Source organism: Natrinema salaciae (assembly GCF_900110865.1).
Taxonomy (GTDB): domain Archaea; phylum Halobacteriota; class Halobacteria; order Halobacteriales; family Natrialbaceae; genus Natrinema; species Natrinema salaciae.
Window position 1 is genome coordinate 110687 of sequence record NZ_FOFD01000004.1, and the last position, 20973, is coordinate 131659.

Consider the following 20973-nt stretch of genomic DNA (forward strand, 5'->3'; position numbering starts at 1 on the left):
CGTCGACAGCGGTCGCGATCGGCGACCGTAGATCGATTCTGACCGTCAGGATGGGGGACACGCGTGCCAATCGCTAAGTATACTCGGACCGTCGACCCGCGTATGTGGCCCTCCCGGAACCGGACGGAGACGGTCACGTGCCTGGCCTGTGGCACTGACCGTCCACGCGACGAGGCCCGCGAGTACGACAAGTACGGCGACCGCTGGGATCGCGAGGGAAAGACCTTCGAACACCTCTGTAAGTCCTGTCATAGCGATCTCTGTCACCACCCGCGTGACGAGCTCGAGGCGCTGCTGGTCGATCTCGAGGCCGGCCGGCGGAACCGAGACGCCTTCCTAGCGCGATATCTCTCGACGGTCGAGGAACGGTACGGGCCGCTCGAGGAGGAGTCCTGACCCTGTCTCGGCGTCGCGACGGGGTCGGCCGCAGGGACCGGTACGGACGACCGACCGTTCGACAGCCGCCCGCGATCGCGGCGGTTATCGGTCGACGGACGCCGGTCCGTCCACCGAGTCCGCCAGGACCGAATCGTCGATCGCGAACTCGAACCGGGCACCGCCGTCGTCGCTCTCGCCGACTCGGATCGACCAGCCGTGGCCCTCGGCGATCCGACTGACGATCGCGAGCCCGAACCCGGTGCCGGTGTCGGTCGTGGTGTGACCGTACTCGAGGACGTCACGTCTGTCGTCGACGGGAATCCCGGGGCCGTCGTCTTCGACGATAAATCCGTCCGCGACGGTTTCGACTCGCACGTGGACGGCCGACTCCCCGTCCTCCGATCCCCCGTGCTCCACGCTATTCCGAAACAGATTCTCGAGCAACTGGAGCAACCTGTCCTCGTCGGCGACGATCGGTCGATCGGCCGCGACGGTCAGCGAGGCCCCCTCGGTGTCGACGTGTGCCCACGCTCGTTCGACGACCCGCTCGACGTCGACGCGATCGGTTTCGCCGATCGCCTGTCCCTCGCGAGCGAGGACGAGCACGTCTTCGATGATCGTTTCGATGCGGTCGTGTGCGAACTCGATGTCGTCGTGATACTCGCAATCGACGGCGTCCCTGGCCGCCTCGAGATAACCCTGTGCGATCGTAAGCGGGTTCCGGAGGTCGTGACTGACGACGCCGGCGAACTCCTCCAGCTGGTCGTTCTTTCGACGGATCTCTCGCTCACGCCGCTTGCGTTCGGTGACGTCGCGGGTGTTCAGGACGACGCCTTCGACGAACGGGTCGTCGAGCAGGTTGCGACCGACCGTCTCGACGTCTCGCCACTCGCCGTCCGCGTCTCGGATCCGGTACTCCGCTCGCTCGATGGTGTCGGACCGATCGAGGTTGTCGTGAAACGTGGCCACGATCCGGTCCCGGTCCGCGGGATGGACGAATTCGACGTAGGCTCGATCGGCGAGCGCCGACGGATCGTACCCCAGTACGTTCGTGACCGACGGGCTCTGGTAGCGGACGAGACCGCTGCCGTCGAGAACCGTGATCAGGTCGGAGGTGTTCTCGATGAGCGCCTGGTATCGCTGTTCGACGGCGTGCTGTTCCGTCACGTCCCGGAGGAGGAGGAGCCGAAACCGATCGTCGTTCGAGAGCCGCTGGACCTGGACGTCGAACGACCGGCTGCGGTTCTCGCCCTCGACGACGATTTCGGTATGGTCGGTCGGCGAGTCGCCGCGAATGATCGGCGAAACCTCCGGAAACACCGCGGTGATGTCGCGGCCGACGATCGACTCGAGACCGTCGGGAGAGCCGTGCGACCGAACGGCCGCGTTGGCGTCCCGAATGCGGTTCGTTTCGTCGATGACGAGGAAGCCGTCGCGCATGTTTTCGACGACTGCGGTGCGAGCGACCGGAACGATATCCAGGAGGTGGTGACGCGATATCGCGACGGCGTAGACGAGCCCGGAAACGACGAACGCGACCGGCGTGAAATCGAGGTTCCCCATCGGTCCCAGATTGAGAAACCAGATGACGTTCGCGAGCAGCGGAACGAAGATGCTGAGCAACACCGCGCCGGCTTGCACTCTGTAGACGCGGTCCGACCTGTAGATCGTCCTGAGCAGGAACCCGGCGCTGATGACGAGGAGCCCGTACAGATACAGGATGTGAACGAGCCCGATCGGACCGAACGTCCGTTCGATCATGACGAGATCGGAAACGACGACGGTGTCGACGCGTTGCGTGTACAGGTTTCGATACTCCGTCGTGAACAGGACGAACGCGACGGCCGGCTCGATCGCGAGCACGCAAACGGTTCGGCGGGACAGCAGCTGTTCGTTGCCGGAGTACGCGATCGCGAACGAGAAACAGGAGAGCGCCACCAGTACGGAGCCGATAAACGCCACCGTCAACCACGCCAGTTTAGTCGGGATGGTCGCACTCAGTAACTGCATCGCGTACGCACCGGCCCAGAGCGAACACCCGACGTTCAGGCCGACGAACGCCCGAACACCCGGCTCGTTCATCGCGTCGGCCCACGCAACGACGGTATAGACGGCCAGTCCGCCCGCGAGAAGCATCGAGAGGAAGAGCACACCGACGTACGGGAGGATTTCGGGAGTGTACTGCCAGGTCATATCGGGTCGATAGTCACCGGACTATTCTACCCCGAACGTATACCGATTTTGGCCGCCAATGCGCCCGAAACGGCCGTGAAATCCACTTGACAACTAACGGGTTCGACCCGATCCGCGTCGCCGAACGGGACCGCGGCGTCCGGGCCCAATCTGACTCGATTCGCATCCCGACACGACTTTCACCCTCACGTCCGTAGCACTCATCATGAGTGACGACGCACAGGCCGACGCCGGAACGGTGGAAGGCCAGGGCCCCGTCGAAGTCTCGGAGGAACTCGCGCGACATCTCGAGAACAAGCGCGAGGAACTGTTCGAGAAGTTCGAACTCCGGGACGAGTTCCCGCCCGAGGTTCTCGAGGAGGCCGAAGCCCGGACGGAGGGCGTCACGGCCGAGATCAGCGACGAGATCGACGAACGGAACGATCTACGCGATCTGACGACCTGGACGACGGACCCGATCGACGCCCAAGACTTCGACGACGCGCTGTCGATCGAGGAGCGCGACGACGAGTACGTCCTCTGGGTTCACATCGCCGACGTGACCCACTACGTCAATCCCGACACCGCGATGTGGGACGAGGCCGTCGAGCGCGGCAACACGGTTTATCTGCCCGGCTATACGGTTCACATGCTGCCGCCGGTGCTGGCCGAGACGGTCTGTTCGCTGGTCCCCAACGAGGATCGGCTGGCTCACACCGTCGAGATGCACCTCGACAAGGAGACCCTGAGCTACGAGAACATCGAGATCTACAAGTCGGTCATCGAATCCGACGAACGGCTCACCTACGCGCAGGCCGAAAGCCGGCTCGAGGAGCCCGGTGCGCCGCTCCACGACGAGAACGTCTTAGTCTACGATCTCGCCGAACAGATGCACGAACAGCGCAAGGAGGACGGCTCGCTCGTCCTGAACCCGAGCCGCGACCGCGCGCACACCATCATCGAGGAGTGCATGCTCAAGGCCAACAAGGCCGTCACGCACGAACTCATGTGGAACCGCGGCGTCGAGGCCATGTACCGGGTCCATCCCCAGCCCAGTCCCGACGAGTGGTCGGAGGCACTCCGGGAGATTCAGGATCTCGACGGCGTCTCGATCCCCGGCAGCACCTGGGACGACCCGCGGAAGGCGGTCAACGCAACGCTCGAGGAGGCACCCGGCCGCCAGCTGGACAAGATCCAGTGGGCGGTGATGAAGGTGATGCCCCGGGCGCGGTACATGAACGACCCGTTCGGCGGCCACCACGCGCTGAACTTCGAGATCTACGGCCACTTCACGAGCCCCATCCGGCGGCTCTCGGACCTGATCAACCACTGGATCGTCTACCAGAACGACGTCCCGGAGAACCTCATCGAGCTCTGTGACCGCGCCAGCGATAAACAGAAAGACGCCGAGCAGTGCGAACGCGAGTACAAGACCTTCCTCCAGGAGGTCGGCCTCGATCCGATGGCGGTCAACAACCGCGGGATCGAAGTCGTCGACGAGAGTGAGGCCGAGAAGACGCTGTAGCGGTCTCGTCGGCGGCTCTCTCTCGCACTCGACGGATAGACAGCATCTGTCTCCTGTTCGTTTCGGGTGGTCGGCGGAGACGACGGCGACCTCGATAGTCACAGTAGAGCGAGACACGAGTTCGGTGTTCGGAACGAGTGTGAAACTCGCGCCAAGTAGGGTCACGCAGGTATCGGAACAGCAATCTATTCTCAGGTATGGCGAGCGGTGAGTGAGGCATCTGTCTTGATTCCCTGCGGACAGTTGTCGGCCGCACACCCCCTATTACTGGCAGATCCGTGCGCCGTTTTTCGAGCGAGTGCCACCACTCCACGCAGAAGTGGGGACCGAAACACGATCCGGCACCTCGACTGAATTCAAGATCCACCAGTCGCATCACTGTTGTTTCCTTCTCGTGGAGACGAACGCATCTCGTCGTCCTCGATGTGACTCGTCACGTGACTGTGAGGCGGCTCTCGTCGCGACGACTGCTCGTCTTTCCGGCTCGGCCGTAGCACGCGCCACATGACACCGGGACGTAACAGCGAAGTGGGGGATTGCTGCATCGAGAGGACGCGAGTGAAGGCATCGGTCAATACGCTGTCAGTATGGGCCTTTCGCAACAGCCGGTCCAGATACCAGTTGAAGAAGGCAGTTCCGCGAGGTCTATCGCCGTCCGTCTGTGGGAAACTGAAGTCCGCGCCAGTCGCCAGCATCCACGCGGGCTCGACGACGTCTGCGGCACGATCGAAAAAGCGAAGGCCGACCTGCGCCCGATCGTCCGTCGCAAGCGTGTGGTGAAGCAGCAGCGCTTCGAGCGCGGCCACTGACATGCCTTGTCCGTAGATCGGGTTGAAACTGGCGATCGCATCACCCACGACGACTAGACCGTCCGGGAAGCGCTCGAGATCTTCGTACCGGTATCGGCGGTTCGAGGGGAACGGATAGACGGCGATCTCCTCGGACACCCTGGGGCGCTCGTCGAGGAGGGCTTTCACGATCGGGGTGGGCAGACTCGCCGCGAAGTCTTTGGATTCCTCGACATCCGTCGGGGGATGGTCTCCGTGGAGCCCGTGCAGGTTCACCAGCCAGCGATCGTCCTCGACGGGTACCACTGCCCCACCACGGGTACGCGGTGCCTCAGCCAGCACACCGATCGTTCGATGGTCGTCGGCAGGTCGCTCAATACGGCTGGCGCTGTAGGCTAGGTCGACGTGTACCTCGTCGATGGCAGGCGGCGCGTACCCGTACTTCTCTAGCCAGTTCGGCGTCCGGCTCGTTCGGCCGGTGGCATCGACGACCAGATCGGCGGCGAGTTCCTGCTCGGAATCGTCGTCTCGGACCACCACACCGTTCACGCTAGTCGCTCCATCGTCAGCGAGGTACTCGAGAAATGGACAGTTGCCCCGCAGACGGACTCCGCTGAGTTCGGAGACATGTCGTCGAAGCACCTGTTCGTACAGCGGTCGCGTCGCTGCGTAGAGTGGAAACGGTGCCGACCCGGCAGCGAGGAAATCGCCGTGACTGTACATGTAGAAGTCGCGCCGACCATCGATTACCACCCCACCAGCGGTACGCAACGCTTCGCTGTAGCCCGGGAAGAGTTCTTCCAGCGTCGCTCGTCCGGCTTCCCACAGAATATGGATTTGGCGGGCCTGGGGGACGCCGGGGCGTACAACTGGCTCATCGGGAAGCGGATCTCGATCGAGCACCGTGACCGTATCAAACGCATCCGCAAGGACACGGGCAGCCACCAGACCGGCTATGCCCGCGCCGACTACTACCGCATGTCCCTCTCTGTCGGAGAGCTGTTCACTGTCGTACTGCGGTACAGTTGCTAATGTCATGGGATTACTCATTTGCTTGCCTGGCTTCACGGTTCGATTGAGCGAGAAGACAGTCCCCAGGCCGTACTCCTCGACGTCGCCGCTCGCACCGCGACCACGCCGAGCGAGCGCGTCGGCCGTGGAGTAGTCCACCAAGGCAGGACGGACGTCTGACAGATCCAACCGGTGCGATCGCCGGCACTCCCGTGAACGAGCACGAGCGGCGGTCCGCTTCCCGTCCGTTCAAACGAGATTCGGGTTCCAGCCGAGGGAGGTGACGGTTTGCATCTTTCCCCTCCGCCTGGTGGTGTCGTCTCGGCCATAGTGATTCCTCCCGCTCTCAACTGTGTGGGTCAGCCACATACCTTCATCCCACGAACGACCTGCAGGCGGCGACAGCGATGCAATGAGTGACGATGAGGCGGTGAACGATATCCGCGGTGTCTCTTGCATGGTGTCGGTCGATCTCCGCAGTATCTGTCTCAGAGTCGGCGTGACCGATAGAGAGCGCGAGTCGGTCACGGGCGAGTGGTCGCTGACGAGTCGATCGAATCGTTCGATATAGCGGTCTTAGTGGTAGATAGAGACGAGTAATTTATTTGCAGCGGCTATTTACTATTCTGCATACACGAGAGTTCGTCTGCACTCGGGGCAGACGTATGGAACTGGTGTGAGGAGGTCGTCTGCCCGGAGGCCGCTAAGAAATCCGTCGTCTGACGCGTCTGAGACGATAGAGAGCGTTCCCATGACGTCGGTTCCGTGTAACTCCATCCGCTCTAACGATTCCTCGCAGTCCGGGCAGACCGTCTCAGATGGCATGTGTGTAGTACGCCCATTACTCCCAACAGTTATTTTACTTTGTGCTCTCACTCGGTTTCGGCTGGACCCGTTCTCACGTCGATCAATACGCAATCTCGGATGTTGCAGTCGAAACAATTCAGATAGCCTGAAAACAAACGAAGCCGTCGTGCTGAATAGCGGGCGCGAGTGCAGCACGAGTCAGAACGTGATCGACAAGAACGGCGATCGCTCAGTATCGGGAAAACTATCCCCCTTTGTGCGAAATTTGACAACATGCTTGAACAAATGCAGGCAAGCGCTCTATTCAGTATTCGCAGAGCGGTATTCACGTACTGCCTCGCGTTTCTCATATCCTTCAGTGACAGGTGGCTCATCCAGGTTCTAGGAATCAACACACCAGAAGAACTTCTGATCCAAACGCTTGTTCACGGAACTGGCTTCTATCTCGGCTACACTTTCACCGCCTTGGTAACGAGGCCAACTAGATCCCCTCACTGAGCAACTTGCAGACGTCGTTCCCGGGGCGCACTGTGTCCGAAAATACGAACAGGGCCGGCCGGACGATCTCGAGTCACCAGCAAGGACAGACGGAGGACGTATCGCTTCGAGATGTCCAGTACAGCAGATCAATGGACTACTGAGTCAGACTCTGGCTCGGATCGGTTTTCGGATGAAAGATGGTCTGGTATCCCGTTTAGAATGGTGACGATGTTGTTACCGATGCCGATGGTAACGACTTGCCCGTCACAGCTGTCGACCGCCGAAATCTGTTGGTCGGATCTGACAGTATGATCGAATTGACATTCGGCTTCGGTTCGATACGTTCCGTATGCATCGTACACGCTTTCAACGACCTGGTATGTCTCTCCAGGGATTTCGATGGTCTCGAGAAGAACATTCGTCCATTCGCCATCGTTGAGTAACCCGTCTCCCTCTTTGAAAACACGGATGTCCACCGTTTGAGTGTCCGAGCGCTGATTTTCGACATACAGATGGTTCGACGATTCGTCACAGTTATTCGAACGAAGACAACCCGAAGCAGCCGCGATACCGGGAGCAGCGGCAGTGAAAAGGAACTCACGTCGTTCCATACGCGTACTGTTCATTGAAACGACAAATGCGTTATGGGTTTCGCTATCGAACGCCGATCAGTTCGAATCGATAGTTACCGCGAGCGCTGTGTCCGAGGCCGACTACAACGTCGGACGACCGTCCTCGAGTTAGCAGGACGGATAGCCGAAAAAGTGTACGCTCACCGCGAGCGACGACGGGAACGAGCGGGCCGCCGACCGACCCTCGGCGGAGGAGTGGTTCTCATCGGAGCGTTTCCGAGGGCGTGGTCGGTAGCGCTCGCACAGAGGAAAGTGTTCGTTCCGCACCGATACGTACCGAACTCGGCGTTCGATCCGAGGGCGGTCGTCACGACGGATAGGACGCTCGACTACTGTTCGGAAAGCGGCGTCTCGTAGACGTGCTCTTCGAGGCCCGTGCCGAGATCGGACGGTCGCGTCCCGACGCGGTCGAACCCCCGCGATTCGTAGAACGAGATCCCGATATCGTTGGCGGCGAGGACGGCCAGCCGGAGCCGCTCGAACCCCGCCGAGAGCTCGGCCTCGAGACCCTCGAGCAGCGCAGTTCCGACCCCCTCGTTCCAGCTGTCGGGCCGCACGTACAGCCGGGCGAGAAACGCGACCGAGGGGTCCTCCGGCCAGGGGACGGCGTGTGCGAACCCGCGGCAGTCGGTCTCGGATTCGGTGCCGTCCACGGTCGAGTCGTCCGCCGACGGTTCGGCGACGAGGAACGCGGCGTTGTCGCGGTCGCTCGTGTCCGTGATCGACGACTCGAGGTCGCCGATCGCGTACCAGTCGTCGACGACGTCGTCGACCGTCTCGGGACCGAGTACGTCGTCGTAGGCGGCGTGCCAGCTCTCCCGTGCGATTTCGTGAATGTCCCAGACATCGTCGAGCCTCGCCCGCCGGACGTCTCGAGTCACGGGAGTGGGTAGGACAGCGGCCGGCAAAAAGCGATGCCCAACCACCATCGATCCGGTACGGTCGGCGGACGATGAATCCGTCCGTCTCGACGCGATGTCGCGATCCGCTCTCGAGGGCGGGACCGGCCTGTCGCTCCGGCGATCGGTCGAACCGTCGGGACGGTCGCCGCGACGCTCGAGGCGTCTCAGCGACTCGGAAAATTGGACATCGGTCCGTCGCTGCGTCGACACCGCACCGACGGGGCCGTGGCCGATCGAGGAAGGCCCGTTACCGTCGGAGCCGTGCGGCAGTCCCGATCAACATAGCGACTAGCGTCGCGCCGACGCCGAAGCCGGGCACGCTGTCGCCGTCGGACTCGTCGGTCTCGTCGCCGTCCGTCTCGCCGTCGGAGCCGTCGGAGCCGTCGCTCCCGTTCGCAGTTCCGTCGCCGTCCGCGCTATCGATCGTCACCGTCCGCTCGGAGAAGTGGTTGACCGCGACGTAGACCGTCGCTTGCCCCTCCGCCTGCGTGTCCTGAACGACGACGTATCTGGATTCGTTGCCGCCGATCGCGCTCTCGAGTTCGGTCCGCGAGGACGCTTCGACGGCGGCCTCGCCGCCGACGGCAACCGAGAGGTTCTCGAGGCTGCCGACGGCCTCCTCGGAAACGGTCGTCAGCACGACCGTCCCCTCGTGGGTAGTGCGGTCGATCGTCATCTCGACCGTGTCGTTGGCGGTCGTCGCGACCTCGGCGGACGTCTCCCGCCCGAAGGTGGCGGCGTCGGTCACCGTCTCGCCGTCGCGGCGGTCGGCGGTGACTTCGACGGCGGCCGATCCCTCGGCGATCAGCGACTCCTCGTACGCGGCCGTGTCGTCCCGGTCGCCGTCCTCGTAGGAGCGGAACGCGAGCGTCGCGCCCGCGCCGAGTTCCGCCGTCACGTCGCCGTTCTCGTCGACGGCCACCTCGCCGTCGCCGACGACGAGGAACGATCCGTCGCGGCCATCGGTCTCGACGACGACGCGCTCGCCGTCCTCGCGGGCCTCGGCGTTCGCCGCGAGGTCGGCCTCGACGTACTGGGCGTCGTCGCCGCTCTCGACGACCAGCGTCCCCCGCTGGTTGTCGTGGGCCGACAGCGTGGCCCCGCTGTCGGCCGCGATTTCGGCGCTCGCAGCCGCCCGGGTCTCCAGCGACAGCCCCGCGCCGTCAAGATCCGTCGTCGCCTCGAGGTCGGTATCGGCGTCGAGCCCCGCCCCGGCGTCGGTCTCGCTCCGGGATTGAACGGCGACGGCGGAGAACGTCGGATCGCCGTCGACGCTGTAGTTCGCGATCGCGTCGCCCTGGACGTCGAATTCGACGTGTGCCCCCGCGTAGGCGGCAGCGTCGCTCTGGGTGGTCGTACTCGATCCCGTCTCGGTCGTCGTCGCTGCACCGGCAGCCGCGGCCATCGTCACGGTACTCGCGACGACGAGCAGTGCAACCAGCAGTGGTGCGCCACGATTCATTGTACGCCGTGGCTTTCAACCCCACGATAAAACCCGTTCTGGCAGATCCGTCCAAACGTCTCCGAGCGCGTTCGGCTCGCACGATCGGTACGGGACCGACACGGCGCGATCGTCGGCCCGCCCGGAATCGGGCGGGTGTCGCCGCTACGACAGCGGACGCGCTACCGGGAGATTTCTTCGCTCTGTTCCGAGACGACGGTCTCGACTTCGTCCGCAGTGACGAGCGCGACGTCGCCCGGGATCGTCCGCTTGAGCGACGCCGTCGCCGCGGCGTACTCGAGGGCGGTGGGCACGTTATCGCCGTCGAGTCGGCGGGCGATGAACGCGCCGGTGAAGGCGTCGCCGGTTCCGATCGGGTCGATGGTGTCGGTCTCGTAGGCGTCGTGATCGTGGACGACGCTATCGTGCCAGCCGACCGCCCCTTCGGAGCCGCGGGTGACGACGACGGTCGTGAAGTCGTACTGGGAGCCGAGTTTGTGGGCGAGTTGGCGGGGATCGCCCTCGAAGCCGAGGACGGTGCGCGCGTCGCGAGCGGCGATCACGAGCACGTCGATACCCGGGAACAGCCGAGTCAGCGTCTCCCGGGCCTCGTCGGGCGACCAGAGCTTCCGCCGGAAGTTGAAGTCGAAGGCGGTCGTCGTTCCGCCCTTCCGGGCCGCTTTGAGTAGATTGAGCGTCGTATCGCGGAGCGTCGAGGAGAGCGCGGGCGTGATGCCGGTCGTGAAGAAGACCTTCGCGTCCTGAATCCGGTCGATGTCGAACTCGCGGGCCTCCGCCGTCGAGATCGCGGTGTCGTCCCGGTCGTAGATCACGTTCGTGCCGCGCGGTTTGCCCGCGTGCTCGAGGTAGTACGTCCCCTGACGGCCGCGATGGCTCCAGACGACGTCCGTCTCGATGCCGTGTCCGCGGAGTTCTCCGACGACGCGCCGTCCGAGCGCGGTCTCCGGAACCTTCGAGAGCCACGTCGCAGAGGCACCAAGCCGACTTGCGGCGATCGCGACGTTGCTCTCCGCTCCGGCGGCGCGCACCTCGAACTCGTCCGCGTTCTCGAGCCGTTCGTTACCCGGCGGTGAGAGCCGGAGCATGGTCTCGCCGAACGTGACGATATCGCTCTCGCTCACGGTTCCACCCTCCGAATCGGTCGGCAGCGACTGGCAGTGTCTCCGTCGGCCATGCTCGAGGCAACGGTCGGCGCTGTTATAAGTTGTGGCGATATTTCGACGGTCGACGACATCCATCAAATCCGGTGTCTCGCCGCCGAAGCGGACGACGGCGTCGATGTTCTCCGTCGCTCACGACCGCGAGCGCGACGGCCGCTGGCCTACTCGTCGCCAGCGAGCGGCGACGCGACCGAGACGATCGCCGTCTCCCCCGCTCGCTCGCGTTCGACGCCGACCCCGAACGCCTCGAGCAAGTCACAGCGCGTCTCGACGTGATCGGTCACGGCCGGGATGCGGACTCGCCCGCCCGCGAGCGCGAGGAACGAGAGCAGTTGATCGGCCATGTGCCGATCGACCGGCGCAGATCCGCGGCAAAAGCGGTTCGCGTCGTCCGCGGCGTCCTCGCCGACGCGCTCCGCCGGCTTGCCGCGCTCGCCGAGGGCGGCGAAGCCGGCGATGCCGGTCCCGTGATCGACGCGGAGCACGAGCGCGGAGCCAGGTGAGGGACTCGCCGCTGTCATCTCGCAGCGCTCCGTGACATCGAGCGCGGGCTCGCGATCCAGCCGCTCGAGCGCGCCTTCGGCCTGTCGAGTGGCGACGTCGCGGTCCGCGAGCGACGCCGATTCGGTCGAGTAGACGCGCAGTCCCTCGATCGATCCCCGCTCGACGAGGTCGATCCGTTCGAGGCGCGAGGGCGCGAGCCGAAGCGTCGCCGCGCCGCCGCCGTCGGGGTAGAATCCGCGGCGGTCGACCTCGCAGGTGGCCGCGATGCCGTACCGGCGCACCAGCGGGAGCGTCACGTACCGCAGGTAGTCGAGCGGCGGCGACCACGCCACGTCCGTGCCGCCGGAGACCGTCACCGAGAGCGGCGACTCGAGGACCGTCGCCAGCGGCAACAGGGTGTTGAACAGGAGCGTCACGCTGCCTGCGGTCCCGATGTCGACGGCGTAGCTGCCGCCCTCGAGGCCGCCGCCGGTGCCGCTCGAGGGTCCGTCGACAGCGACGGTCTCGAGTCCCGGCTCGAACGCGATCGTCTCCGATCCGAGTTCGGCCCCCGAGACCGCGGCGTCAGCGATCCCGGCCATCGTCTCGAGGACCGCCAGATGCTGGTGGCGCAGTCCGGGCGTCGATCGATCGCCGCGGACGTTCTCGAGGCGAACGGGCTCGTTCTCGAGGATCGACAGCGCGAGCGCGGTCCGGAGGAACTGGCCGCCGGCACTCGAGCCGTCGAGTTCGCGATGGGGTGCCATAGCGGACGGTACGGACTCGATCCACCTACCGATACCGACACCGAACGTGTCTGAACCGTGTCACTATTTCGGTCCCCGATACCGCCGTCCATCGAACGATCCCGTTTCCGGATTGTGAACCTTTTCGGTGCTTCGAGGGGAGGTGTGTTGACATGCGACTTTGGCGCGATCCACTCCGCCGGCGATGGGTGCTCTGGGCGGCGATGGGGACCCTCTTCCTCCTCGTGAACGCGAACCGTCTCTCTACCGCGGTCCTCTCCGAGAACCTCATGGCGGCGTTCGGGACGACCGGCGCACAGTTGGGGACGCTCCACGCCGTCTTCTTCTGGGTGTACGCCGTCATGCAGATCCCGACGGGCCTGCTCGCAGACCGGGTCGGGCCACGACTGACGGCCACGGCCGGCGCGGTGGTGATGAACGCGGGCGTCATCTGGTTCTCGCTCGCGGACGCCTATCTCGTGGCGACGCTCGCCCGCGGTCTCATCGGCCTCGGCGGGAGCGTGATCTTCGTCTGCATCCTCCGGTTCTGTGCCAACTGGTACCGCGCCGACGAGTTCGCGACGATGAGCGGCGCGACGTTCGCCGTCGCCGGCTTCGGTGGCGTCTTCGCGACGACGCCGCTCGCGCTTTCGGTCGACGCGTTCGGCTGGCGATCGACGGTCGGCTGGCTCGGCGTCGTCGGCCTCGCGATGGCCGTCCTCGTGTTCGCGCTCGTCCGTGACTCCCCCGTCGACGCCGGCTTCGAGCGCATCGAGGGGGTCCCCGGCCAGGAGACGCTCACGACCGCACAGCTCCGGGCGTCCCTCTCGGCTGTCCTCCGTGATCGCTGGCTCTGGGTCATCAGTCTCATGCTGTTCTGTTCGACCGGCGTGAACCTCACCCTGTTCGGTCTCTGGGGTGTCCCCTACGTCGTCCAGACCTACGACGTCTCGGTGACCTACGCCTCCACACTGACCCTGCTCGGCGGCGTCGGCCTGATGGTCGGCCCGCCCGCGGTCGGCTGGCTGTCCGACCGACTCGAGAGCAGGGTCGAACTGATGGTCGCCGGCAGCGCGTGCTACGTCGTCTGTCTCGGTCTCATCGCGGTCGTCGGGGACCCGCCGCTCCCGGTCGTCGGCGCGGTGTTCCTCCTCGCCGGCGTCATGCTCGGGACGTTCGTGCTCGGCTACTCAGTTGTCAAGGAGCGCCATCCGAGTAGCGCGAGCGGCATCTCGACCGGAACGGCCAACGGCGCGGCGTTCTTCGGCGCGGCGATCCTCCCGACGCTGATGGGCTGGGTGCTCGACGCCTACTGGACCGGCGAACTCGTCGGCGGGGTTCGAGTGTACACGCGGACGGGGTACCGAATCGCGTTCGGTATCGCCACCGTCGCCGGCGCGATCGCCTTCTGCTGTACGCTCTGGCTGTACCGACGTGAACGGGCGACCTCCCCATCCGAGGAGTCGACAGTCGACGGCGTCACCGGGGAGTAACGAGGGGCCACCGCGACGACTCTCCCTGCGTTCGTAGCCGCCGAAAGTCACTACCCACCTGCCCGCACGACGGCGTTCCGGTCGGTGTGAAACTCGTTTCAGTGACGACTATCGGCGAGCGAAACCCGTCCGGAGCGGACGTCGGACCCGGGTTCTGCGGTCATCTCCGCACCGACTGTGACGGTCGAATCCCGAATCGTTACGGATGAGAAAGCTATATACCATCCCCATCGGTAGTAACCGATAATGGTGCCGGTGGCGTTTAAAAATGTCACAAAACAGTTTTCGGATACTACCGTCGTAGTCGATCTCACGTTTGAGATAACGACCGGTGAGACGGTCTGCGTTCTCGGGCCGAACGGGGCCGGGAAATCGACGACGTTCGGTCTCTTGCTGGGAGCACTCAAGCCGAGCAGCGGTACGGTGGCCGTGTTCGGAAACGATCCATTCGACGAACCGTCCGTTCGCTCCCGTCTCGGAGCATTACCGGACGGGTTCGACGTCTATCCCCGTTTGACCGGTCGACAGCACGTTCAGTATGCCGCTCGATTGAACGGTGACGACCGTGATCCGGCGAGACTGTTAGACCGCGTCGGGTTAGCGGCAGCGATCGACAAGCGAGCGGGGAAGTATTCGCTCGGAATGAAACGCCGCCTCGGTCTCGCGCTCGCACTAAGCGGCGATCCGGACCTCCTCGTTCTCGACGAACCGTCAGCAGGTCTCGACCCGGTCGGGTCGTATATGCTTCGAGACATCATTCGGGAGGAACAGGACCGTGGAACGACGATTCTCGTCGCGAGTCACAATCTCGAGTACATCGATGATCTCTGCGATCGGTTTATCGCTATTCTGGACGGACGCGTTCAGTTCAACGACACCGTTGCAGCGCTTCGGGAGCAGGCCGGTACTGGGATCCGCGTATCGATTTCGGTCGAAGCGTGTCCGGACCCCTTCGTAGAACGGATCGCGACGATGACCGGCGTTTCGAACGTCAAGATCGATAGCTCTCGGATACGGATCGACTGTACCCCGTCAGCCAAGCCGTCCGTCATTGCTGCGCTCGACGATTCGAACGTCCGGTTTACCGACATCGATATCGAAGAACAATCGACGATGAGTGCATTTCGGCAGTTTCTCCACGAGGGCACGCAATGAACGAGAGAGTCATCGCGGCGAAGGAGTTCCGGGAACTGTTCTTCGGATATCACGGCTGGATTTGGAGCGTATTCCTGTTGTACCCAGGATACGAGATGCTGGTTTCCGAGGCGACGGTACCGTCGCTCGGAACGGTAGAAGCAGTTGCCGCGTATCAGGGACCGGTGTGCATACTCTTGGGTTTCCTCGGATGCTTTCTCACCTACCGAACGATCGTCGGAGAGCGGGAGTCGGGAACGATCTTATTCCTCATCTGCCAGGATTGTTCACGACTCGAGATCGTGCTGGGAAAGCTGCTCGGACGAACCGCAGTTCTCGGGGCATTTCTCCTCGTCGGCTTGTCGGCATCGCTCGTCGCGAGCGGTCTCGAGTACGGGGCGATCGCACCCGGGACGACGCTCCTGTTCGGTTTCGTCTCACTACTGTATCTGTGTTCGATCGCGAGCGTCGGTGTCGCGTGGTCGATGACCGTGTCGACGAGTCCGCGGGCACTGTTGGCTACCTTCGGGACCTATGCAGCGTTCGTCGGCTGGGGCGACCTCGCTGACCAACTGTACGCTGTGATCACCGGTACGACTCTCGACAATGGCCCGCCACAATCCGGTCTCTACTTCTTTAGCCGTCGTCTCGACCCGCTCAGTTCGTATCGAGTAGTAACGAATTCGCTGTTCGACGTCGGAAACGCTGCTGGCGACTACACGTTCGCATACGCAACGGTTCACGATGGCTCAGTGACGAACGTTGTGGCAGCGGAAGCGACGCTCAGCCACCTTCCGTGGTATCTGTCGGCGTGGGTCTCTCTCGTCGTTTTGCTGCTTTGGATCGTCGTTCCAACAGGTCTCGCATACTGGCGATTTCGGTCGACTGATCTCTATTAGGGTGCTAACCCCGTTTCTATTCACAATCATGTCTGTATAGGTAACAATCACAATATATTAATAGTAATTAGTAGTAGCAATTTCCGTAGCGCCCAGCGCTACGACTACAACAATGAGATGGAAACGAACCGGTGCCACGCTGATGGCGACGATGCTCGTGCTGAGTACGCTGGCTATTGGTGGTGCCCTCGCGCAGGAATCGACTACGGAATCACAGGCGAACGGTGACTTCCTCGCTCAAGAACTCGACCAATCTGGCGACGAGGAGTATTCCACGCAGGACGTGTATACGGACAGTTCACGCCAGTACGTGAACGGTGATTACATCAGGCTCGAGTCGCGGATGGTCAGCGATTTCGGTAGCGGGATAAAAGCGACGTATCACGCAGACGGAGAAGCGACGGCAACGTGGGAAGGCTCCGGCACGCCGGACGAGATCGATCTCGAATCAACCCTCTCCATCGGTGGCATCGAAGTTAGCGTCCAGGCCCCGTCCGGTGCCAATTTCGAGCCCGGGTCCGGCTATAGTTACGTCTTCGAGGACTCCGTCACCAACGGCGACAGCATCCACTTCGAGTACCGCGACTTTTACGCGGAATCGTACGTTGCACTGTACAACGGGAAGCAACGGGATAGCGCGACGTTCTCCTGGGGTTCAGATAGCTACTCGCTGAACAACCACATGCAGAACGACTAGCGCTCCTGGTTTCATTTTTATGAGAGACTCGATACCGACGCGATTGATCATCATCGTCGTACTCGTCGTGGGAGTGCTCGTGCCTGTTTCAGTGATGTACCTGGATGATACTCCCGAGGAGCGCGATGGAGAGCGCGCGCTCTCGCGAACACAGCTACCGGTAGCCGAGCACCAACGGACGGCGTTCATCGTCAACCAGTCGAGCGAACCGAATGGGGGATACACGGAACTTCCGGTACAGAACCCGGACCTGTATTCCACGTACCACTTTTTAGCGATACAAGAGCACGAGGGGATCGATACTGACGCTGCACATGCTACCGCAACCGAAGAGTGGGCTCGCGAACTCGTCGCAGAGCGGTTTGCGGAGTCGGGGCCCCACCCGACGTCGTCCAACGAAAGCGTGGTTTCTCTTTCGGACTACTACTACGCTGCCGGTATCTTGGCACAACTCTCCGATGACAGTGCACACGAAAGACAGGTTCGCGAGAACGTCTCCGAATTCAGACTGGCCGATGGATCGTACTGTGCAGAGCGGTTGCGAGACGGAGCGTGCGTTACCAATAGTTCGCGGGTGCTTGCAACGTATCGCGCCGTCACGACGCTCGACACCGTTGACGGGCTCGCTGATGACGAACGAAAACGGACGACGGAATGGGTACGGTCCCAGTGGGAACGCCACGAAATCCGGAACGAGAGCAGTCTCGGGACGGAATATCGACTGTTGGCGACACTCGAAGCGCTGGATGCGGACATCACGGAGCAGCGGTTATACGACGAGCGTCGATCAAACGTCACGGAGTACTTTTCGGGGCAGAGCCGTCCACTGTACGACAATATCGCCGAGTTGGAGAACCACTATTACCTTCGGCAGTACTACCACCTCGAGGACGCTGCGTTCAATCGTCGTGCGATCGCGTACCTAAACGAATCTCGACGTGCAGACGGTGGATACAACGTTCTGGGATACAATTACTCGGATTCGAAGGGGACCGAAATCGCCACACGAGTTCGGAACGCAATCGCTGACGAACTCGAGGTCCCGCAGCGGCAGCAAGCGGACATACGGACGTTACTCGCGAAATACCGCCTCTCTGGTGGTGGATACGCGCCGGTTTACAGGCAGCGTGTATCCGCGAAAACGACTCACTACGCGCTCGAGATCGGTCAACGATTCGGGTACGACGAGCGTGCTAGCAGGGACCGCGCTCAGATCGATTCGCTCGACGAGAGCGATTTTACTCGAGCCACTGACGTCGAATCGCTCTATCGACACGCGACCCTTCTCGAGGATTCTCGCTCGGAACTGTCCGGGGCGGTCAATAGCACACTCATCACCGTTTTCGACGAGGAAAATCGATCGCTGCGCGACTGTTACTATGCGATTCGACTGTCGAACCTGTACGAATACAGCTTGAACGAAGACACCATCATGTCGTACGTCCGCTCCCGACAGAACGACGATGGGGGATTCGGCTCGCCATCGAACACAGAAGAGACGTACTACGCGGTGATGATCGCGTCCGAACTCGACGCAACAGCGTCGCTCGATCCGACCGTCGTCGACTGGCTTCGAAACGGTCGAAACGAGAGCGGCGGATACCACGCTCGAGTCGGCGGTGACGCAGCGTCCGTTCCCGATCTCTATAGTACGCACGCGAGCGTTCGCGCCCTCTCCGCCCTCGGCGAGAAGCCAGTCGATCCGACGACGCAACGACAGTGGGTCGACTCGCTCGAGTCGCCGAACGGTGGCTTCTACCAAACGAAGCACGAGACAACGACTCCGACGATGCAATCGACGTACTGGGGCATCGACTTGTTGTCGCTGCTCGCACCCGCTGCGGGGGAATAGCAGGGGCTGGCCTACTGCGGCTCTCGTTTATCGTCGGCGACCCACACCCCCGAGATCGGCACTACTTACCCGCGATGGCCCGGATAATCCCGCTCGAACCGCTCTTCGATCTCGCGCTCGTCGAACCGGACGATCACCGGCCGCCCGTGCGGGCAGGCGTAGGGGTTCTCGCAGCCGTCGAGCGCCTCGAGCAGGTCGACGACCGAGCCCTCCGTCAGCGACGTGTTGCCGGTGATCGACGGATAGCAGGCCAGATCCCCGAGGAACTCGTCGGCCAGCGCGTCGACGGTCTCCGTGCCAGCCTCGCGGTCGCCCGCGACGAACGACGCGAGGACGTCGCGCAGTCGATCCGGCTCGAGCGTCTCCTCGAGCACCGCGGGGACGGTCGTCACGGCGACCGTCCGATCGTCGACGCGGTCGGCGTAGAAGCCCAGCCGCGAGAGGGCCTCGCGGTAGTGCTCGAAGGCCTCGGCCTCGGCAGCGGTCAGCTCGAGTTCGACGGGGTCGGCGAGCGCCTGTGCGGTGGAATCGTCGGCGACGGCCGCCCGGAGCCGCTCGTAGTTGACGCGCTCGTCGGCGGCGTGCTGGTCGATCAGGACCAGCCCGTCGGGCGTCTCACAGACCAGATAGGTGTCGTGGAGCTGTCCGAGCACCCGCAGCGAAGGCAGCGAGTCGAACTCGGTTTCGTCGCCCGTCGCGGCCTCGCCGGTCAGCGTCCGCTGTTCGGTCGGGGCGGCGAACGATCGCTCGGAATCGGTGCCGTCCGCCGCCGAGGCATCGTCTCGGCCCGGATTTCGGGGGCTCGAGTTCGAGTTCGGCCTCGTCGCCGTCGAGTCCGACCCCGGCTCGGTCGAACCGGTCGCGTGGTCGCTCGCGTCGGCGGCGGTCTCCGCACTCGTACCCGGTTCGGTCGTCGGCTTCCCGTCGCGAGTGTTCGAGGGCGAGCGAGAGCGCGAACTCGCGGATCGGTCGGCGACGCCGGCGTCCGGACCGCTCGAGTCGCGGTCCCCGCCCGCGCTCGCAGCGTCGGCGGTCGACGGCTCGGCGTCCAGTCCGGCGTCGCCGTCACCGCCGTCCGAGCCGTCGGTGGGCGAGGCGGGTTCGACGCTGCGCTCGAGGGTCGTCGGTTCCGAGTCGGTCGAATCGCCCCCGTTCTCGTTCTCGGTCCCGCGAGCGCCGGGTTCGACTCGCGCCTCGCTCGGTGCCGACCGACCGCGGGGGGCCCGCGAGCGGAGCAGACCGTGCTCGAGCAGCGCCGACTCCACCGCGGCGTCGACCTGCCGGCGGACCGCGTCGTCGTCGTCGAATCGGACCTCCCGCTTGCGCGGGTGGACGTTCACGTCGACCGCGTCCCCGGGCACCGTCAGGAAGAGGGTGACGAAGGGGTAGCGGTCGCCGCCCAGTTGCGTGCCGTAGGCCCCCATGACCCCCTCGCGGACGGCGTCGGCGGTCACGGCCCGGCCGTTGACGTACGTGGCGAGGTAGTCACGACTCGAGCGGTTCGTCTCGGGATGGGAGACGAGCCCGGAAACGGCGTCGAGCGGCCCCGGCGGGAGGTCGTCGCCGTCGGCCTCGACCGGGATCATAGCGGCCGCGACTTCGCGGCCGTAGACCGACATGACGGCCGCCTGCAGATCGCCCTGCCCGGTCGTGGAAAAGACCTCGCGGCCGTCGTGGGTCAGCGACACCGCCACGTCGGGGTTCGCGAGCGCGTAACGGGTGACGACGCGGTTGACGTGGGCGAACTCGGTCGCCGTCGTCTTGAGGAACTTCCGGCGGGCGGGCGTATTGTAAAAGAGGTCCTCGACCTCGACGATCGTCCCCGCCGGACAGCCGGTCGGCTCGACGCTCGTCACGTCGCCGCCCTCGTAGACGAGTTCCGTCCCCGCGCCGTCCGCCTCGCGGGGTCGCGAGCGGATGGTCAGCCGCGAGACCGAGCCGATGGTGTGCAACGCTTCGCCGCGAAATCCCAGCGTCGCGACGCCCGACTCGAGGTCCTCGAGCCCGTCGATCTTGCTCGTCGTGTGCTCGCGGACGGCCGCGCGAACGTCGGCCTCGGACATGCCCCGGCCGTCGTCGGCGACCCGGATCAGTTCGGTGCCGCCCTCCTCGACGGTGACGTCGACGGTGTCCGCGTCGGCGTCGAGGCTGTTCTCGACGAGTTCCTTGACGGCGCTGGCGGGTCGCTCGACGACCTCGCCGGCGGCGATGCGAGCGACGGTGTCCTCGTCTAACTGGTGAATGTCGGTGTCGTTCTGTGGTGGTGTGCTCTCGTCACTCATGATTATCCGGCGTCGACACGACAGCCCGTCCCGACGCGCCTGAGATGCTACCTCCGTGTAGCGATGGCGG

At 63.7% G+C, this 20973-nt stretch carries 15 protein-coding genes; 7 read left to right on the top strand and 8 right to left on the bottom strand.

The genetic code is table 11. The annotated features are described in order from the left end of the window. Positions 1-102 precede the first annotated feature (102 nt). Complete coding sequence (locus BMX07_RS14105; RefSeq protein WP_090618560.1) at positions 103-396, top strand: DUF7562 family protein; 294 nt, start codon at positions 103-105, stop codon at positions 394-396. Positions 397-480: 84 nt separating this feature from the next. On the opposite strand, the gene BMX07_RS14110 is transcribed toward BMX07_RS14105, so the two are convergent. Continuing rightward, positions 481-2571: a sensor histidine kinase gene (locus tag BMX07_RS14110; RefSeq protein ID WP_090618561.1), complete on the bottom strand. Its 2091-nt coding sequence runs from the start codon at positions 2569-2571 to the stop codon at positions 481-483. 205 nt (positions 2572-2776) lie between these two features. Here BMX07_RS14110 and BMX07_RS14115 point away from each other — a divergent pair, with 205 nt between their 5' ends. Then, positions 2777-4075, top strand: a complete 1299-nt coding sequence (locus tag BMX07_RS14115; RefSeq protein WP_090618562.1) for an RNB domain-containing ribonuclease — start codon at positions 2777-2779, stop codon at positions 4073-4075. A 356-nt stretch (positions 4076-4431) separates the two neighbouring features. Here the strand turns inward: BMX07_RS14115 and BMX07_RS14120 are convergent, their stop codons facing one another. The 6 genes from BMX07_RS14120 to rtcA all read right to left on the bottom strand — a co-directional run bounded on the left by BMX07_RS14120 (position 4432) and on the right by rtcA (position 12567). Then, positions 4432-5901: an NAD(P)/FAD-dependent oxidoreductase gene (locus BMX07_RS14120; RefSeq protein ID WP_090619889.1), complete on the bottom strand. Its 1470-nt coding sequence runs from the start codon at positions 5899-5901 to the stop codon at positions 4432-4434. 1406 nt (positions 5902-7307) lie between these two features. Continuing rightward, on the bottom strand, positions 7308-7772 hold the full coding sequence (locus tag BMX07_RS23830; protein ID WP_139210905.1) for a hypothetical protein: 465 nt from the start codon (positions 7770-7772) through the stop codon (positions 7308-7310). Positions 7773-8122: 350 nt separating this feature from the next. Then, a complete protein-coding gene (locus tag BMX07_RS14130; RefSeq protein WP_090618564.1) occupies positions 8123-8674 on the bottom strand; it encodes a GNAT family N-acetyltransferase in 552 nt (183 codons plus the stop codon). 268 nt (positions 8675-8942) lie between these two features. Continuing rightward, positions 8943-10157, bottom strand: coding sequence for a hypothetical protein (locus tag BMX07_RS14135; protein WP_090618565.1), 1215 nt, complete (start codon positions 10155-10157; stop codon positions 8943-8945). 161 nt (positions 10158-10318) lie between these two features. Next, positions 10319-11278: a bifunctional 2-dehydro-3-deoxygluconokinase/2-dehydro-3-deoxygalactonokinase gene (gene kdgK1, locus BMX07_RS14140; RefSeq protein ID WP_090618566.1), complete on the bottom strand. Its 960-nt coding sequence runs from the start codon at positions 11276-11278 to the stop codon at positions 10319-10321. Positions 11279-11478: 200 nt separating this feature from the next. Continuing rightward, a complete protein-coding gene (rtcA, locus tag BMX07_RS14145; protein WP_090618568.1) occupies positions 11479-12567 on the bottom strand; it encodes an RNA 3'-terminal phosphate cyclase in 1089 nt (362 codons plus the stop codon). A 152-nt stretch (positions 12568-12719) separates the two neighbouring features. Between rtcA and BMX07_RS14150 the strand changes: the two genes are divergently transcribed. The 5 genes from BMX07_RS14150 to BMX07_RS14170 all read left to right on the top strand — a co-directional run bounded on the left by BMX07_RS14150 (position 12720) and on the right by BMX07_RS14170 (position 18621). Beyond that, a complete protein-coding gene (locus BMX07_RS14150) occupies positions 12720-14039 on the top strand; it encodes an MFS transporter (protein ID WP_090618570.1) in 1320 nt (439 codons plus the stop codon). A 246-nt stretch (positions 14040-14285) separates the two neighbouring features. Next, positions 14286-15194: an ABC transporter ATP-binding protein gene (locus BMX07_RS14155; protein WP_090618572.1), complete on the top strand. Its 909-nt coding sequence runs from the start codon at positions 14286-14288 to the stop codon at positions 15192-15194. Next, positions 15191-16072 (top strand): ABC transporter permease, encoded by an 882-nt coding sequence (locus BMX07_RS14160; RefSeq protein WP_090618575.1) that lies wholly within the window; start codon positions 15191-15193, stop codon positions 16070-16072. The genes BMX07_RS14155 and BMX07_RS14160 overlap by 4 nt, the downstream gene beginning before the upstream one ends. A gap of 112 nt (positions 16073-16184) precedes the next feature. Next, a complete protein-coding gene (locus tag BMX07_RS14165) occupies positions 16185-16769 on the top strand; it encodes a hypothetical protein (protein ID WP_139210907.1) in 585 nt (194 codons plus the stop codon). Positions 16770-16863: 94 nt separating this feature from the next. Next, positions 16864-18621, top strand: coding sequence for a prenyltransferase/squalene oxidase repeat-containing protein (locus BMX07_RS14170; protein WP_090618580.1), 1758 nt, complete (start codon positions 16864-16866; stop codon positions 18619-18621). Between the two features lie 65 nt (positions 18622-18686). On the opposite strand, the gene mutL is transcribed toward BMX07_RS14170, so the two are convergent. Beyond that, positions 18687-20903, bottom strand: coding sequence for a DNA mismatch repair endonuclease MutL (gene mutL / locus BMX07_RS14175; RefSeq protein ID WP_090618583.1), 2217 nt, complete (start codon positions 20901-20903; stop codon positions 18687-18689). Positions 20904-20973: the final 70 nt, after the last annotated feature.

Excerpts from the sequence above, each read along its gene's own strand:
- BMX07_RS14120 (WP_090619889.1), bottom strand. The coding sequence starts at position 5,901 with ATGACATTAGCAACTGTACCGCAGTACGACAGTGAACAGCTCTCCGAC.
- BMX07_RS14170 (WP_090618580.1), top strand. The coding sequence starts at position 16,864 with ATGTACCTGGATGATACTCCCGAGGAGCGCGATGGAGAGCGCGCGCTC.
- mutL (WP_090618583.1), bottom strand. The coding sequence starts at position 20,903 with ATGAGTGACGAGAGCACACCACCACAGAACGACACCGACATTCACCAG.
- BMX07_RS23830 (WP_139210905.1), bottom strand. The coding sequence starts at position 7,772 with ATGGAACGACGTGAGTTCCTTTTCACTGCCGCTGCTCCCGGTATCGCG.
- BMX07_RS14165 (WP_139210907.1), top strand. The coding sequence starts at position 16,185 with ATGAGATGGAAACGAACCGGTGCCACGCTGATGGCGACGATGCTCGTG.
- BMX07_RS14160 (WP_090618575.1), top strand. The coding sequence starts at position 15,191 with ATGAACGAGAGAGTCATCGCGGCGAAGGAGTTCCGGGAACTGTTCTTC.
- BMX07_RS14115 (WP_090618562.1), top strand. The coding sequence starts at position 2,777 with ATGAGTGACGACGCACAGGCCGACGCCGGAACGGTGGAAGGCCAGGGC.
- BMX07_RS14155 (WP_090618572.1), top strand. The coding sequence starts at position 14,286 with ATGGTGCCGGTGGCGTTTAAAAATGTCACAAAACAGTTTTCGGATACT.
- BMX07_RS14110 (WP_090618561.1), bottom strand. The coding sequence starts at position 2,571 with ATGACCTGGCAGTACACTCCCGAAATCCTCCCGTACGTCGGTGTGCTC.
- BMX07_RS14105 (WP_090618560.1), top strand. The coding sequence starts at position 103 with ATGTGGCCCTCCCGGAACCGGACGGAGACGGTCACGTGCCTGGCCTGT.
- rtcA (WP_090618568.1), bottom strand. The coding sequence starts at position 12,567 with ATGGCACCCCATCGCGAACTCGACGGCTCGAGTGCCGGCGGCCAGTTC.
- BMX07_RS14135 (WP_090618565.1), bottom strand. The coding sequence starts at position 10,157 with ATGAATCGTGGCGCACCACTGCTGGTTGCACTGCTCGTCGTCGCGAGT.
- BMX07_RS14150 (WP_090618570.1), top strand. The coding sequence starts at position 12,720 with ATGCGACTTTGGCGCGATCCACTCCGCCGGCGATGGGTGCTCTGGGCG.